This window comes from Streptococcus suis, assembly GCF_017601095.1.
In the GTDB taxonomy this organism is placed as follows: Bacteria; Bacillota; Bacilli; order Lactobacillales; family Streptococcaceae; genus Streptococcus; species Streptococcus suis_Z.
In genome coordinates, this window is sequence record NZ_JAGFUX010000011.1 from 33,601 (window position 1) to 51,034 (window position 17,434).

Genomic DNA, 17,434 nt, shown 5'->3' on the forward strand with positions numbered 1-17,434 from the left:
CTTTTTATACATAATAAACAGACTGCTTCCCATTTGGCAGGGTTTCAATCGTACTCAATAGGATATTCCTTGCAATCTTTTGATGTACTTCTTGAGCCATGTTTCCATAGGAATGCAAGGCTTCTTTATAGTACTCATACATGTTATTCCGTTGAGCCAAAACACGCGTATTCACTACTCCTTTTAATTGTTGCAAGCTGTCCACTTCCTCAACCCAGCACTCATCTATGGCTTTCAAGATGGATACCCTATAAAACTCTGACAATTCTTCTTCCGACTGAAAATGAGTCTTTTTAAAGTTCAGTTCTTTTTGGATTAATTTCTGCAAATATGCTGCCACCTCTTGTTGATTGGCGGTCGAAAATCCTTTCGGAAATGCCTTAAAGGAGTAAGTGATATTGTCCAAAATATACCGTCTGACCTGATGGCGACTTGGCTGGGGGTTGGCATCCAGAAATTCCTGGATGGTTTTTTCAAAGATGAGTTGAATCTTCTCCTCATAACCGCCTCCATCCTGCATCAGCCGATTGCGTAAATCGTAAATCTTATTCCGTTGCACTCGCATACTTTCATCGAATTGAACAGTTGAATGCCGAGATTGGATAGCCATATCTTCTGAACGAATTTGGGCGGTCTTGATAATAGAACGAAATCGTCTCCCCTTCAGTGCTTGTCCAAACCGTTTTTGCTCAGTTTGATTGTATCTTCTTAGGTAGCGTTTGGCCCACTCAGGTCCAAAATTTACCAATAGCTCATCCTCTAGGGAAACAAAGAATTGTGACATCCCTGGCTCTCCCTGACGACCAGCTCGCCCTCGCAATTGGCCATCCATACGGCTATTTGCCATCCTCTCAGTTCCAATAACGGCTAACCCACCTAGCTCTGCTACACCAGGACCAAGCTTAATGTCTGTCCCTCGGCCTGCCATCACTGTTGCACAGGTTACCATACCATATTGTCCAGCCTCTTGAATGATCAAGGCTTCTTTTGCAACATTATTTGCAGTCAACGTGTTATGGGCAATCCCTTCTTGCAAGAGCAATTGTGAATAAATTTTGGTTACATCAACAGAACCAGAAATCAAGAGGATTGGCCGGCCTTGTTCATGCAATTCCTTAACCATTTCCATTGTTGCCATGATTTTTTCGGGCAGGGTGGCATACACTTTATCAGGATAATCAATCCGTTGAATCGGAAGGTTGGTCGGAATAGCAATGACTGGAACTTTATAAGTACGGATGAGTTCGTCTTCTGCTTCTCGACCCGTACCTGTCATACCAGACAAAGTTGGAAACATATTGAACAAACTTTGATAGGTAACCGAACCCATGGCACGGTTTTCCTGAGTTTTGGTCACCCCTTCTTTGGATTCAATGGCCTGGTGGATACCCGATTGAAGCCGCGTTCCTTCTAGGATACGCCCAGAACGGTTGTCCAACAATTTTACCTCATCATCATGAACAATATAGTCATAATCACGACGGTATATATAATGAGCTCTCAAGGCCAAATTAATTTGCCGGTTCAATTCCCAAGCCGTTTCATCGTAGAGATCTTCAATAGCAAAATATTTTTCAGCTGCTACCATCCCTTGTTCTGTCAAGTAAACTTCTCGTTTATCAAAATTGAAATAGAAATCCACTTCCTCTTTCAAGGTCAATACGAACTGATTACAGCTATCAAAGAGATTGGATTGCACCCGAGGACTTCCAGAGATAATCAAGGGCGTCTGCGCAATATCCAAAAGGACGGCATCCGCTTCGTCAACGATAACAAAATGAAATTCACGCATAAATTTATTATCGATAGAAGATGCCAAATTTTCCATGAGGTAGTCAAAGCCCAAGGCTGTACCTGTTGTATAGGTAATATCGGCAGCGTATACAGCTCGTTTTTCCTCAACATCTGGATCGTAACCCTCTTCAAAGACTCCAACCCCAACAGTGAGTCCCAAGAAACGATAAACTTCTCCCATTTCCTCAGCATCCCGTTTGGCCAAGTAGTCATTGGTTGTAACCAGAATCGCACCTTTACCAGATAAGCCATTTAAATAGAGAGGCATGGTGGCAGTCAATGTCTTACCTTCACCGGTCTTCATCTCAGCGATATTGCCCTGATGCAAGGCGATTGCCCCCATCACCTGTACATCGTAGGGAAACTTCCCTAAAATGCGGTAACAGGCCTCCCTACACACAGCAAAGGCTTCCACCATCAAGTCGTCCAAACCTTCGCCTTCCAAAAGCCGTTTTTTAAATAAAATGGTTTGTTCTTGTAGTTCTTCATCTGTCATTTCAGAATAATAGGTCCGTAACTTGTTGACCTTTCGTGCATAACGACGAATACCGGCCAGACGCATACTATTAAGAATTGCTGAACTTGATAATTTATTCATTACACTCCTTCATCATTTGCAACTTGAATGAGACTTTTTACCAGGTATAGCGAATCGGGAAGAATCTTCTCCCAGTATTTTCGACTCGGAACATCCTCCAGTTGCAGTTCACCTGCACCTGTGTGACCGTACAAGGACAAGGAATGAAACACCAAATGGTCACAACCTGCCCCCATCAAACTAATCGAGTAGGAATAGGCTTGTTCAGGAAAGACAAAACAATCATCTTCATCCCTCAATATTTGGGTTCCAATCTGTTCATCCTGCCGATTAAAGTACCGCAGTTGCAGATAACAAGTCCCCTCTGGCACAGAAGAAAACTCCTTCAATACTGTATAACTTTCCCCTGGTACCAAAATGGGTAGAGAAGGCGACACACGATGGGCTTGGTAGTTGGTTTTGGATTGCCATGTCTTGATAGCCTTTCCCGCCGCAAAATAAGGATTTTCAAAATATACGCTTCGATCGACAAAACGGATACTGGATCCGTAAAGATAATTTGAGTGACTGGCAACATCACCCCAGTAAATGCGATCAATTAGCTTTTTTTCCACTATTAACTCCTTCCAAAATCATGCGATAAAACCCGCTGATATTGGGTCATGAACCACTTGTTAATCGAAATGCTATTATCATTATGTCGACCTTCATAGCCTTTTGCAAAAATATGCACATCCTCTTCCGCCAAAAAGTCAATGAGACGTATGGTCGCCAAAGGATCATAGTCATCCTGCTCCATATAGGCAATCGCAAATTTAGTATTTTCCAAATTTGCTTGAGAAAATTTTTCCCAAAAACGCAAATTAAAGGCCTTAATCTGATCATCTGCAGATGAGCCTACGACATTTCGAATCATATCTGCACTGGTCTCAAACTCATCTGGTCGCTTTAATTTCAAGTTAGTAACTACATCACCTAAATTGGTAAAGGGTTTCCCTACAATAACCGCATGGGGTTCTAACATAGCGGAATAATAAAGACCACCAAAAGCTCCCATCGACAATCCTGAAAGGACCAACTCCTGTTTGGTAAAGCCTAGGTAGTCAAGACTCTCCTGAATCACAGCGACAATCTGACTCTCTAGCTCCTCCGTTCCCGAGTAGAAACAACCACCCTCCAGACGGGGATCCGATAAGAGCAGGAAAGGAGTTCCTAAACTCTTCATCATAAAGAAACCTTCAAAACCTTCTGCAGGACGATAACCCGAAAAATACACATTAAGTGGCGGCGTGAGATCGCCTGGATGGAAGTAAGAGAAAATTTCTTGCCTTTTAGAATCAACCATACGCTGACCGCCTAAAATAAACCGACCCAATCCATTTCGAGACCGACGCCAGTGACAAGGCCCCATTTTAAGACTTCCCTCACCCTTGGCAGAGACCGAGATAGAATAGTATCCAATCCCTTCCAATTCTGGCAACTGTACAGGTTCTGTAAAATCCTCTTCGTACAGGTAGTAACGATCCATCACATCTGAAACACTTCCCAATCGAATAGAGACAATTTCAAACCGCAAGGAGAGAGAACCCGTTTTGATATATTCTGGCCAAATTTCAAGCCGTGCCTCTTCCGCCACCAAATTATAACGGAAAGTAAACAAAGGAGAATAGTCCTCTCCAAAATGACCTGAAAACTCGACCCCAACATGACCATCATATTGAACAGACCCAGAAAATTGAGGATGGATATCGATGTCTGACACTTTTAGCTTCGCCCCATACTGTCCTGAAAAAAGGTTTTTTGCTAAAAATTGAAGTTTTTCCATTCGTGAACTGAGTAATGGCAAGTTTTGTGGACGCATGGCACGAACATAGCCATCTTGCGTCTGCTCTAGTATCACTCCCTCTTCATCCAAAAAAGTGGCATAGGGGTCTAAATAGTCTTGAAAGACCTGTAAACTTTCTTCTTTGACTGGCGAGGTCACTACTAAACCGGCGAGCTGAAATGGTCGGCGCATAACCGGACCTGCTACGGATTCATCATCCCAAATCAAGCCTGCCTCACGCCAAATATCCAATAAATCTGAAATGGAAGATTCCCTTGCATAGAACCATTCGATCTCTTGAGGTAATTCAAGAGATTGGGACCAATCTGACTCTCCAATTTGTACAATTCTTAATTTTCCCATTTAACTCTCGAAAAATCCCTTCCATTGTTCTACCATATTTCCGCTGGTATAATCGCTCATCATTTCGACCGATTTCACCAAAGAACGGTTCCAATTGGCCAATCCCTGACAGAAATACTGAACTGCTTGTTCCAAATCTCGTGGATGATTCAAAACCCAACCATTTTCCTTATGCTCAACATAGTCTGTTTTTACTGCTGTGATTTGTGGAATACCAGCACTCAAGGCTGCAATCTGCGTATACAAATCTGGCTGCGTTGACAAATCAATCACCAGACGAGCACTATCTAACTCCTGAATAATCTGGTTCTCATTTGAAAGTAATTCGAAACGAATTGACTTTAATTCAAACGAATCTGATTCATCCACTTGGTTTTCACCTGGCCCTTCCGCGGCATTGAAAAATTGATTCGGATCAAAGTTTTGGTGAATTTTTTCAATCACACGGTGCTCTAAATTCTGTAATGGATAAGAGCGATTATAGGTCACGAAGCAAACCTGAAAGAGCGGATTCCCAGCAAGCAGTTGCAAGAGCGAATCAACCACGCTGTCAACACCTTCTAGGTGATCCACCAAACAGTAGAAAATCATCTCGCGGATATTTTGACTTTGCCCCAGCCTCAAGCGGGTATCAAAAGGAGTCATCCGATGGATTTCTACTTCATTTAGACCCTCGAACTGACAAAACTGCAGGAGTCTTTCTTCGTTTGAATCCGTATCTACCAAAACATGCTGCGATTGGCGCAAAATAGCTGACAAGAGGATCTTATCACTCCAATCAAAGCGTTGACCAAAAAATGAAAACATTTTATGGTGTTGCGGAAAAGTCTGTAAAAATAGATTTGTATGCTGTTTATTGGCAGTGATGACAAAAATATCATCCTCCTCAACCACTTGACCTTTGAAAACCCGCAAGCGCTCCAAAATCAACTCCTCCCAGGAAGAGTAGAAGGATTTCTCCATGTTCTTATCAGCCAAGGGATTGATTTCCAATCGATGGTCCTCTGCTCCAAACCATTCCCTCACCTGCCAAACTCCATTTGAATTGAGAAAATCTTGGTAAGCAGGGTGACCATCTTCGTAAATAATTAAACTTGACAGAAAGCCCCGGTCATCAAAAATATACCGTTGCTCTTCTTTTTCCGATGGTCCAAAATGAATATAGAGCAAATTTCCATCTTCTGCAAAATGAATCTCAGCCAGTAGCTTCCCTTCTCGTTGCGCAATAACAGCAAAAGGTGAATAGATAAATTCTGTACCCCTAGGCCAGTCCAACTCCTTGAAGTGGATAGCAGATTGCTGGCTACGGTGCACATTTTGAATATCATCAAAAAAAGACCAATAGCTGACCTTGTGCAAGCCTTGTTTATGGAAAAAATAGCGCAATTGTGGTTGATAGCCCAATAAAATCAGACTGGCTGACTCATCAACCGTTTCAAACATTTTCACCTGATTAATGGTATCATCGAAACTCACTTGTTCAATCGTCCGGTACCAGACTAGTGAATCGGCAACCCATTTATTCTGTTCCCCATACCAAGACGGTACAAAATAATACATCTCTTCTCCTTTAAATTATGTCTTCGTACTGCTTCCACGATTGAATAATATCAACCTGCTCCACAATGGTGAGCATCAAAGTCGTCACAATGTAGATATTGTTAACCATCATACCAAGACCAGTTTCACCATTAAAATACCACACCAGAAAGAGTGGCAAACTTCCCATCATACAGGTATAAACAGCACCCACAAAGGCCATCCGGTTTAGATAACGAGTCAAATAGGCCTGTGTTGCCTTTCCTGGACGGATATTTTCAATGTAATCCCCACTCTTTTGCATATTTTCTGCAACCTCTGACGGATCCATATTAAAGTATGCAAAGCCATATGAGAGGATAAAGAGGACGCCAGTATACAGCAAGATACCTGGTAGTTCACTCACTGAGAGACTGCCTTCCATTCCTCGCAACCCTGCTAACTGCGGTACCACGGCTATCAAGCCTTGTAACAGCAATACTGGCAAGGTCATCAAGGTCATTGCATACATAAAGGGCATACCACCTGCTGGAGTCACCCGAATCGGAATATAGGATGATTTTAACAGATTGGTATTGAGCATGATCCGTCTGGTAGGAATCCGATACTCTGCCTTATAGACAAGAACTGCAATCCAGACAAGAACAAGAGCCGCCAATACAAAAAGAACAATGACGATTGGGTTAGCGAGACGACTATCCGTCATGGCAGAAACGCTCATGATAAAACTTAAAATCATGCTCGCAGCAATGATGGTTGAAGAACCTCCCAAGCCTTTTTCCGTATTCAGATTCCCTAACCACATGAGTACAAAAGTTCCAGCTAATAAGATGACGATGGTTCCCAAACGCTCATAGGTAGAGACCGATGCTGCCGGCATAATCGCTAAGTAGCCAAAGGCTTGAATAAGTCCCACGATCAACATGATAAAGGTTTGACTCAAATGGTTTTGCAACTGAGTAAAGGCAGCGTTTAGTTTTAAGAATCCAACAAACCGCCATAAAATCATACTGGTCATCCAAGGACTCAAGCCCAGTGAAAAAAGATTCAGTTTGGAAAACTCACCACCAGTTACCATAGCAAAGCTATTCAAGGTCATTGCCAAGGCAGTCTGATTTTGGCTTAATTGGTGTGGGTAAGTGGAGATGGGCGTATACTTACCCAGCATATAAATAAATAGAATTAATATAGTCCAAAGTATGCGTTGCATCAGACTAGAACGTAACATTTTTCTCATGAAACCTCAATAGTTTTTATTTCTATTTTATCACAAACCGCAGTTATTCGCACTTCTCACCCATTATGAAAACGAAGCCATCTTTCGATGACTTCGTTTTTAACTGAGGCGAGATGATTACTTCTCACCTTTTCTTCTTCTAGCCGAAATCGCTGTCCCAAGAAGCAATCCTGTTCCTAATACACTTGTGAGAACCGAAGTTGACTCGCCTGTATTTGGAAGTTTATCTTTTGCAGTCGTTTTGACTGCTGGTTTTTCTGGATTTGGAACAACTTCAGTTGAACCGTTTGGCTTAGGTGCCCCTGGGTTAGGATTTGGTGTTGGGATATACGGAATAAGCGTATTTACTCCTGGTGTAGACGGTGTTGGTGGGATGTAGCCCTTAGATGGATCCTCTGGATCAACTGGTTGAAGTGGCTGATTCGTATTTGGATCTACTGGCACGTAACCTGGTACATAAGGGATAACTGTATCAGGCGTTGGTGTTACCGGTACATCTGGATTGTTTGGATCGAATGGATATGGAATCACTGGGTATTCTGTTGATGGAACACCTGGGATTTGTGGAATCCAGTTGGCAACTTTCTGGTAAACGTAAGTTACTGAAGTTTCACCTGCAACGACTTCACCTGTTTCACTACCGACTGTCTTAGATGGAACAAGTACATAACGACTACCGTCAGCTGTCACAATCTCTGCTGGTTTGTTATCGGTTGTATCGTAGCTTGTACCTACTGTCGCATCGGCTGTATCTGTCACAGGAAGTTTGATCACATTACCTTCTGTATCCGTGTAATTAACAACTACTGAACCAGTTTGAACATAAGGAATTTTTGTATCTACACCTGGATTATCCACTGTTGGTGGGATATAGCCCTTAGATGGATCCTCTGGATCAACTGGTTTCAATGGTGTGTTATCCGCTGGGTTCACTGGCACGTAACCTGGTACATAAGGGATAACTGTATCAGGCGTTGGTGTTACCGGTACATCTGGATTGTATGGATCGAATGGATATGGAATCACTGGGTATTCGGTTGTTGGAACACCTGGGATCTGTGGAATCCAGTTGGCAACTTTCTGGTAAACGTAAGTTACTGAAGTTTCACCTGCAACGACTTCACCTGTTTCACTACCGACTGTCTTAGATGGAACAAGTACATAACGAGTGCCATCAGCTGTTACAATCTCATTCGGCTTGTTATCGGTTGTATCGTAGCTTGTACCTACTGTCGCATCGGCTGTATCTGTCACAGGAAGTTTGATCACATTACCTTCTGTATCCGTGTAATTAACAACTACTGAACCAGTTTGAACATAAGGAATTTTTGTATCTACACCTGGATTATCCACTGTTGGTGGGATATAGCCCTTAGATGGATCCTCTGGATCAACTGGTTGAAGTGGCTGATTCGTATTTGGATCTACTGGCACGTAACCTGGTACATAAGGGATAACTGTATCAGGCGTTGGTGTTACCGGTACATCTGGATTGTGTGGATCGAATGGGTATGGAATCTCTGGGTATTCTGTTGCTGGAACACCTGGGATTTGTGGAATCCAGTTGGCAACTTTTTGGTAAACATAGGTTACGGAAGTTTCACCTGCAACGACTTCACCTGTTTCACTACCTACTGTCTTAGATGGAACAAGTACATATTTCGTACCGTCAGCTGTCACAATCTCATTCGGCTTGTTATCGGTTGTATCGTAGCTTGTACCTACTGTAGCATTGGCTGTATCTGTCACAGGAAGTTTGATCACATTACCTTCTGTATCAACATAGTTTACGATAACAGAACCAATATTTGCGAGTTCAGATGCTGAGGTTGATGCTGATTCTGAGACAGATGCGCTTTCTGAAATAGACTTGCTGGTTGATTCTGATTGAGAAATCACAATGCTTGCAGATTCTGAGATAGACCTGCTGGTTGATTCTGATTGAGAAATCACAATGCTTGCAGATTCTGAGACAGATCTACTAGTTGATTCTGATTGAGAAATTACTTTACTTACAGACTCAGAAACTGATTCAGATGCTGATTTTGATGCAGATTCTGATTCGGAAATAGCTTTACTTGCGGATTCAGATACTGAGGTTGAGGTTGACTCTGATTCAGAAATTGCCTTACTTGCTGATTCTGACACTGATGTTGAAGTTGACTCTGATTCAGAAATTGCCTTACTTGCTGATTCTGACACTGAGGTTGAAGTTGACTCTGATTCAGAAATTGCCTTACTTAGGGATTCTGAAACTGAGGTTGACGTTGACTCAGAAACTGAAGCTGACTCTGACGCTGAAATAGATTCTGAAATCGACTTAGACTCAGAAACCGAAGCTGACTCAGATACTGAAATTGACTCAGATATTGATTTAGACTCAGATATTGAGAGTGACTCTGATTGGGAAGCTGACTCTGACTCTGAAATAGCTTTACTTGCGGATTCAGATACCGAGGTTGACGTTGACTCTGATTCAGAGATAGCCTTACTTGCAGATTCTGACACTGACGTTGAAGTTGACTCTGACTCTGAAATCACCTTACTTAGGGATTCTGACACTGACGTTGAAGTTGACTCTGATTCAGAAATCACCTTACTTACAGATTCTGACACTGAGGTTGAGGTTGACTCTGATTCAGAAATTACCTTACTTGCAGATTCTGACACTGAGGTTGAAGTCGATGCTGACTCAGAAATTACCTTACTTACAGATTCTGACACTGAAGCTGACTCTGACGCTGAAATAGATTCTGAAATCGACTTAGACTCAGAGACCGAAGCTGACTCAGATACTGAAATTGACTCAGATATTGATTTAGACTCAGATATTGAGAGTGACTCTGATTGGGAAGCTGACTCTGACTCTGAAATAGCTTTACTTGCGGATTCAGATACCGAGGTTGACGTTGACTCTGATTCAGAAATTGCCTTACTTGCAGATTCTGACACTGAAGTTGACTCTGACGCTGAAATAGATTCTGAAATCGACTTAGACTCAGAAACCGAAGTTGACTCAGATACTGAAATTGACTCAGATATTGATTTAGACTCAGATATTGAGAGTGACTCTGATTGGGAAGCTGACTCTGACTCTGAAATCACCTTACTTAGGGATTCTGAAACTGAGGTTGAGGTTGACTCTGATTCAGAAATTACCTTACTTGCAGATTCTGACACTGAGGTTGAAGTCGATGCTGACTCAGAAATTACCTTACTTACAGATTCTGACACTGAAGCTGACTCTGACGCTGAAATAGATTCTGAAATCGACTTAGACTCAGAGACCGAAGCTGACTCAGATACTGAAATTGACTCAGATATTGATTTAGACTCAGATATTGAGAGTGACTCTGATTGGGAAGCTGACTCTGACTCTGAAATAGCTTTACTTGCGGATTCAGATACTGAGGTTGAGGTTGACTCTGATTCAGAAATTGCCTTACTTGCTGATTCTGAGACAGATTTACTAGTTGACTCTGACTCGGAAATGGCTTTGCTAGCGGATTCTGATACTGAAGTTGACTCAGACGCTGAAATAGATTCTGAAATCGACTTAGACTCAGAAACCGAAGCTGACTCAGATGCTGAAATTGACTCAGATACTGATTTAGACTCAGATATTGAGAGTGACTCTGATTGGGAAGCTGACTCTGACTCTGAAATTGCCTTACTTGCAGATTCTGACACTGATGTTGAAGTTGACTCTGATTCAGAAATCACCTTGCTTACAGATTCTGATACTGAAGTTGACTCTGACGCTGAAATAGATTCTGAAATCGACTTAGACTCAGAAACCGAAGTTGACTCAGATACTGAAATTGACTCAGATATTGATTTAGACTCAGATATTGAGAGTGACTCTGATTGGGAAGCTGACTCTGACTCTGAAATAGCTTTACTTGCGGATTCAGATACTGAGGTTGAGGTTGACTCTGATTCAGAAATTGCCTTACTTGCTGATTCTGAGACAGATTTACTAGTTGACTCTGACTCGGAAATGGCTTTGCTAGCGGATTCTGATACTGAAGTTGACTCAGACGCTGAAATAGATTCTGAAATCGACTTAGACTCAGAAACCGAAGCTGACTCAGATGCTGAAATTGACTCAGATACTGATTTAGACTCAGATATTGAGAGTGACTCTGATTGGGAAGCTGACTCTGACTCGGAAATGGCTTTACTTGCTGATTCAGATACCGAGGTTGAGGTTGACTCAGATTCTGAAATAGCTTTACTTGCTGATTCAGATACTGAGGTTGAAGTTGACTCAGATTCTGAGATAGCTTTGCTGGCTGATTCTGATACTGAAGTTGAAGCGGATTCTGATGTTGAAATAGATTCAGACTCAGAAGTATTAACTTTATACCAATGAGTTGTGACCGTACCAGTAATCGTTGCTGGAGTATTGTTAAAAGTAAACGGTTGGAATGTTCCATGGTAGTTAATTTTTCGAGGCTGTAAATTACCATCTGCATCCAAAATTGGATATTGAGTTTTTCCTTTTGCATCAATCCACGGCGTAGCTCGTGCCATCTCATCTGGCTTGTTTTGGTCTGCAGTATAAATTAAATTCCAATCAATTTTCTCAGGTTCGGCAGGAATCTTATAGTATTCATCGTCATACCCTCTTCTAATCCACTGAGTTTGGATTTGAGAACCATTGGGATTCCGTAACGAAACACGAATTGCATATAGTTCACCAGGTCCTGCAGCAGGGTTTACCACAATATCAAAAGCGCTTTTCTTCAAATCAAATTCTGCAGGATCTGTAATCGGTGTTCCAGTACCAATTTGTCCCTCATTAATATTAGCACCCCCTGGTGTCGTAACAGTGAACTTGGTCAACAATTCTGGATTCAATAATGTATTGGTATTTGTTGTCCCAGGTGCCATTTCACTGGTAGTCAAAAGTTTAACAAAGCCATCAGTATTTGTTGTTAGGAAATCTTTGGTCAATCCAGATGCGCGATCATCGATATAAAGGTCTTTCGTTACAGTGCCATCCGTACCAACTGGATTTGCGATAATTTTAGATGCAACTGGACTACCATATGGTTCTCGTGTTTGATCAACATATCTTATTGCAGCATATTTAGGATAAGATTCAACTGTTGTAGTAGAGGTGGTATAGATATATCCAGGGAATGTACGTACTCCAGATGGCGTAACTTCTAAACCTGGTACAGAAACAAGGTCATATCGTGCCAGGACTGTATCAGTACCTTCTACTTTGTAGTAAGTTGGAACTTCAATTAGACGTGGCACCAAAGTATTAGCCACAACTGTGTTGTTATCAAATGAAAAACTGAGTGTTCCCGCTGTAGTCTCAGTAAGCGATTCCCCAACAAAATTTACAACGATTGGCTTTTTCACACCAGACGTTGCTTGGAATGTTGTAAAGTCCGAACTATCTCCTACATTTAGATAGTCCACTTCAAGGACATTCCCAGTTTTATCTACCAACTCAACAAGAATTGCTGAAAGTGCTGGGTCTGATGAAATAGAAGCACGGAAATAGGAACCGTCACTGTCGCCATCTCCTTCATTTAGGATATAATATCCTGGCCGTACACCATCATACCACGTAGAAAGTGGAGCATAGTGGAATGTATAGTAGCCTGCAACTGTTGTAGCAGTCATGGTATCTTTTGTGATAGATGCTACTGACGCACCGTTAGCATCTCCCATTGATGGTGCAGCAGTTGTTGCATCAACCAGGACACCTGTACCAGAACCGATAGTTGATGAAGCAGTAATAGCCAACATCGCCGTCAAAACTCCGTCTTCATCACGTTTCAAGAGTTCCGTTGCCAAGGCTTCGTTCGCAACTTTTACGGCTAGGATTTGTGCTTCTACTTGTTCGATAGTCGCTGCTGGGTTAGCTAAAACAAGTTTGGCTGTCGAAATTTCAACCTGTGCAGCTGCAACTGCTGATGCAAGACTTGCATCTTCAACTTTTACCAACTCTTTTTGACCAAGGTCAACCAAGATTTCAGCTTCTGATGTTACTTGTTCCAAAACTTGAGCTGGCGTTTCTGTGACAACTTCTTCTGATTCTGCAGGCACTACATTTTCAATAGCAGTTTCAGAACCTGCAACAACTACCGCTTCTGAAACAGCTTCACTCAAGAGAACAGACTCAGATGTTGAAAGTGATTCAGACAGGGAGGAAGAATCAGACTCTGAGCTTGAAACTGATTCTGAAATCGAAATTGATTCAGATACTGAAAGAGATGCAGACTCAGTAGTAGTCTCTGATTGACTTTCTGATTCAGATACAACTTCTGTTGTCGTCCCTTCCAAGACAACTGTTTCATTAGTGACCAATGTTTCACCAGTGAGTACTTTTTCAACTGCAACTTCTTCTGCAAAAATTTGCTCAGCAGCCATCTGTGTCCCGAGTAGTGCACTTGCTGCCACCAAACCTCGTACAAGACCAGAGGAATTTGGTACTAATTTTGAACCATCAATTTTAACGGATTTTCCAGAATCGCTACCTGCATGACGGAATAAGCCAATGCTTGACATGACTGTCCGCACCCAATGCTTCCCCGATTTGTGCATCTTGACACGGCTATTTCGTGAAACTTCCGTAAAATGCTTATTTACTTGTTTTCTCACTTCATGTTTCTCCTTTTATGTTATTTAGATTTGTTTGACAAAGTCAACACTTATCCAATCTACATATTAACATAATTGGACGATTTTTCAACAAATTATATGCAATTTTTACAACAAATTCGCTTTCATTTTTTATCAGAAATAATCAAAAAAAGTTTCTTTCATATTTCGAAAATTAAAGAGATAGCAAACACTTTATCTTACAAAAATGTAAAACTCTTTGTTTACAAATACACAGTCTTTGAAAGACTTATCAGTATTATTCAAAGCAAAAAAAGTTAGAAACAATTTTCTAACTTTTGGGGTGATATTCTAACTCCATAGAGTATTTTATTTTTGACTATCATACCAGTACTATTTACTGTTTTTTAAACTTTGAAATAGAAAAATGTCAGAGTTGTATTTTCAATCTCAAATAAATACTATCACCAGAGCATTATTTAATGTGTTCTATCTTAATTGGATTTTCCAGCGCTTTTTTACCAAATCTAACAAAATAATTCTCTTTTTCATTGTTAGAATTTGTTTTCTGGAAAATGTAAACCCTTATCCTACCAGCACCATCACTAACCTGTTCACAACTATTATCTAAACCAAAGTATTTTATTAAATCAGCAGTCTTTAGATAAATATCAAACTTATTATCCCGTACTTTAAAATTTATATATTGGTTATCTATTAATTGTTGCTTTGTAAATGTATAGTATGTTCTTACTTCCCAACCAGACTCATTATCCGGACCATAGTTTTTACTTAATTTTCTTAATACATCTGATTCTTTATCATCACTCTCTTCCGATATTTTGTCTATACTATCATTTAATATTTTTGATGAAGCAGTTATTTCATTAGCTTCAACAATATCTTCAGTATTTATCTCTAATCCTTGTTTAACTGATTTATATATCTTTGAAATAAATATCGACATTGTATTGTTCCTCATAATAATACTTGCAATTAAAAATAATATTAGCGGTGATATTATATTAGTTAAGATTGGAAAGATTAACTGTTCTACAATATACATATTTTCTCCTTTACCTTTTTATATTATACTATCATGTTTTTCTTTTTTACTCAACATTTAATACTAAAATATTTTTTTGAGGTTTAATAGAGCAATAATGATTGGTAGACTAATACTTTCATTGATATTAAATACAAAAAAAGAAGGTCATAGACCTTCTTTTTTGATCAACCATCTAACGATGATTATTCACCTTTCTTCTTGCGACGAGAAACGAACGCTCCGAAGAGTAGACCCGCACCAAGCAAGCTTGTAAGTGCTGAAGTATTTTCACCAGTGCTTGGAAGTGTTGCTTTCGCTACTGATTTCGGTGCAGCTGGTTTTTCTGGATTTGGAACAACTTCAGTTGAACCGTTTGGCTTAGGTGCCCCTGGGTTAGGAGTTGGTGTTGGGGTAGGGGTTGGAGTTGGGATATACGGAATAAGCGTATTTACTCCTGGTGTAGATGGTGTTGGTGGGATGTAACCTTTAGATGGATCTTCTGGATCAACTGGTTGAAGTGGCTGATTCGTATTTGGATCCACTGGCACATAACCTGGTACATAAGGGATTACCGTATCAGGAGTTGGTGTCACTGGTACATCTGGATTGTTTGGATCGAATGGATATGGAATCACTGGGTATTCGGTTGATGGAACACCTGGGATTTGTGGAATCCAGTTCGCTACTTTTTGGTAAACATAAGTTACTGAAGTTTCACCTTCGACAACTGTACCGTTTTCTGTACCGATAGTCTTAGATGGAACGAGTACATAACGCGTACCGTCAGCTGTTACAATCTCTTTCGGCTTGTTATCAGTTGTATCGTAATTTGTACCTACTGGAGATACTGGCGTATCTGTTACTGGTACTTTAATTACGTTACCTTCTGTATCTACATAGTTTACAACTACTGAACCTGTCTTAGCTGTTTCAACTGGTACATAAGGAATGAGTGTATCAATACCTGGGTTACCTGGTGTTGGTGGGATGTAACCTTTCGTTGGATCCTCTGGATCAACTGGTTGAAGTGGCTGGTTCGTATTTGGATCAACTGGTGTGAAGCCTGGTACATGTGGTACAACTGGCTGCTCAGTTTCTGGGTTTGTAGGGATTACTGGAATCTCTGCATCCGGATTAGTTGGATCAAATGGATAGTCAGTTGTTGGACGTTCGTCAGCTGGAACACCTGGAATCAATGGAATCCACTTCGCTACTTTTTGGTAAACGTAAGTGATTGATGTTTCGCCTTCAACTACAGAACCATTTTCTGTACCGATAGTCTTAGATGGAACAAGCACATATTTCGTACCGTCTGCTGTAACAATCTCATTTGGCTTGTTATCAGTTGTATCGTAGCTTGTACCTACTGGAGAAATTGGCGTATCTGTAATCGGATCTTTAAGAACGTTACCTTCTGTATCTACATAGTTTACAACTACTGAACCTGTCTTAGCTGTTTCAACTGGTACATAAGGAATGAGTGTATCAATACCTGGGTTACCTGGTGTTGGTGGGATGTAACCTTTCGTTGGATCCTCTGGATCAACTGGTTGAAGTGGCTGGTTCGTATTTGGATCAACTGGTGTGAAGCCTGGTACATGTGGTACAACTGGCTGCTCAGTTTCTGGGTTTGTAGGGATTACTGGAATCTCTGCATCCGGATTAGTTGGATCAAATGGATAGTCAGTTGTTGGACGTTCGTCAGCTGGAACACCTGGAATCAATGGAATCCACTTCGCTACTTTTTGGTAAACGTAAGTGATTGATGTTTCGCCTTCAACTACAGAACCATTTTCTGTACCGATAGTCTTAGATGGAACAAGCACATATTTCGTACCATCTGCTGTAACAATCTCATTTGGCTTGTTATCAGTTGTATCGTAGCTTGTACCTACTGGAGAAATTGGCGTATCTGTAATTGGATCTTTAAGAACGTTACCTTCTGTATCTACATAGTTTACGATAACTGAACCTGTCTTAGCTTGTTCAGAAGCTGATTCAGACGCTGATGTGCTTGCTGATTCAGACGCTGATGTGCTTGCTGATTCAGACGCTGATGTCGATGCTGATTCAGATGCACTTGTTGATGCTGACTCAGATGCTGATGTGCTTGCTGATTCAGATGCACTTGTTGATGCTGACTCAGACGCTGATGTTGATGCTGATGTGCTTGCTGATTCAGACGCTGATGTCGATGCTGATTCAGATGCACTTGTTGATGCTGACTCAGATGCTGATGTGCTTGCTGATTCAGATGCACTTGTCGATGCTGACTCAGATGCTGATGTTGAAGCTGATTCAGACGCTGATGTCGATGCTGATTCAGATGCTGATGTGCTTGCTGATTCAGATGCTGATGTTGATGCTGATTCAGATGCTGATGTGCTTGCTGATTCAGATGCACTTGTTGATGCTGATTCAGATGCTGATGTGCTTGCTGATTCAGATGCACTTGTTGATGCTGATTCAGATGCTGATGTGCTTGCTGATTCAGATGCACTTGTT

Annotated in this window: 8 protein-coding genes; all 8 read right to left on the reverse strand. The window is 41.1% G+C overall.

Features of this window, described 5'->3' with window-relative positions:
• Nucleotides 1–4: 4 nt before the first annotated feature.
• Nucleotides 5–2,392: an accessory Sec system translocase SecA2 gene (gene secA2, locus J5566_RS08990; protein ID WP_208563008.1), complete on the reverse strand. Its 2,388-nt coding sequence runs from the start codon at nucleotides 2,390–2,392 to the stop codon at nucleotides 5–7.
• Entirely contained in the window at nucleotides 2,392–2,946 is a 555-nt protein-coding gene (gene asp3 / locus J5566_RS08995) for an accessory Sec system protein Asp3 (RefSeq protein WP_208563009.1), read from the reverse strand. The genes secA2 and asp3 overlap by 1 nt, the downstream gene beginning before the upstream one ends.
• A gap of 2 nt (nucleotides 2,947–2,948) precedes the next feature.
• A complete protein-coding gene (gene asp2 / locus J5566_RS09000) occupies nucleotides 2,949–4,520 on the reverse strand; it encodes an accessory Sec system protein Asp2 (RefSeq protein WP_208563010.1) in 1,572 nt (523 codons plus the stop codon).
• Nucleotides 4,521–6,080 carry an accessory Sec system protein Asp1 gene (gene asp1, locus J5566_RS09005; RefSeq protein WP_208563011.1) on the reverse strand — a complete coding sequence of 520 codons (1,560 nt, stop codon included), beginning with the start codon at nucleotides 6,078–6,080 and terminating at the stop codon, nucleotides 4,521–4,523.
• 10 nt (nucleotides 6,081–6,090) lie between these two features.
• On the reverse strand, nucleotides 6,091–7,296 hold the full coding sequence (secY2, locus tag J5566_RS09010; protein ID WP_208563012.1) for an accessory Sec system protein translocase subunit SecY2: 1,206 nt from the start codon (nucleotides 7,294–7,296) through the stop codon (nucleotides 6,091–6,093).
• Between the two features lie 117 nt (nucleotides 7,297–7,413).
• Entirely contained in the window at nucleotides 7,414–13,920 is a 6,507-nt protein-coding gene (locus J5566_RS09015) for a MucBP domain-containing protein (RefSeq protein WP_208563013.1), read from the reverse strand.
• Nucleotides 13,921–14,356: 436 nt separating this feature from the next.
• Nucleotides 14,357–14,947 carry a hypothetical protein gene (locus J5566_RS09020; RefSeq protein WP_208563014.1) on the reverse strand — a complete coding sequence of 197 codons (591 nt, stop codon included), beginning with the start codon at nucleotides 14,945–14,947 and terminating at the stop codon, nucleotides 14,357–14,359.
• Between the two features lie 185 nt (nucleotides 14,948–15,132).
• Nucleotides 15,133–17,434: MucBP domain-containing protein (locus J5566_RS09025; RefSeq protein ID WP_208563015.1), on the reverse strand; the 2,302-nt coding region annotated here is incomplete at its 5' end.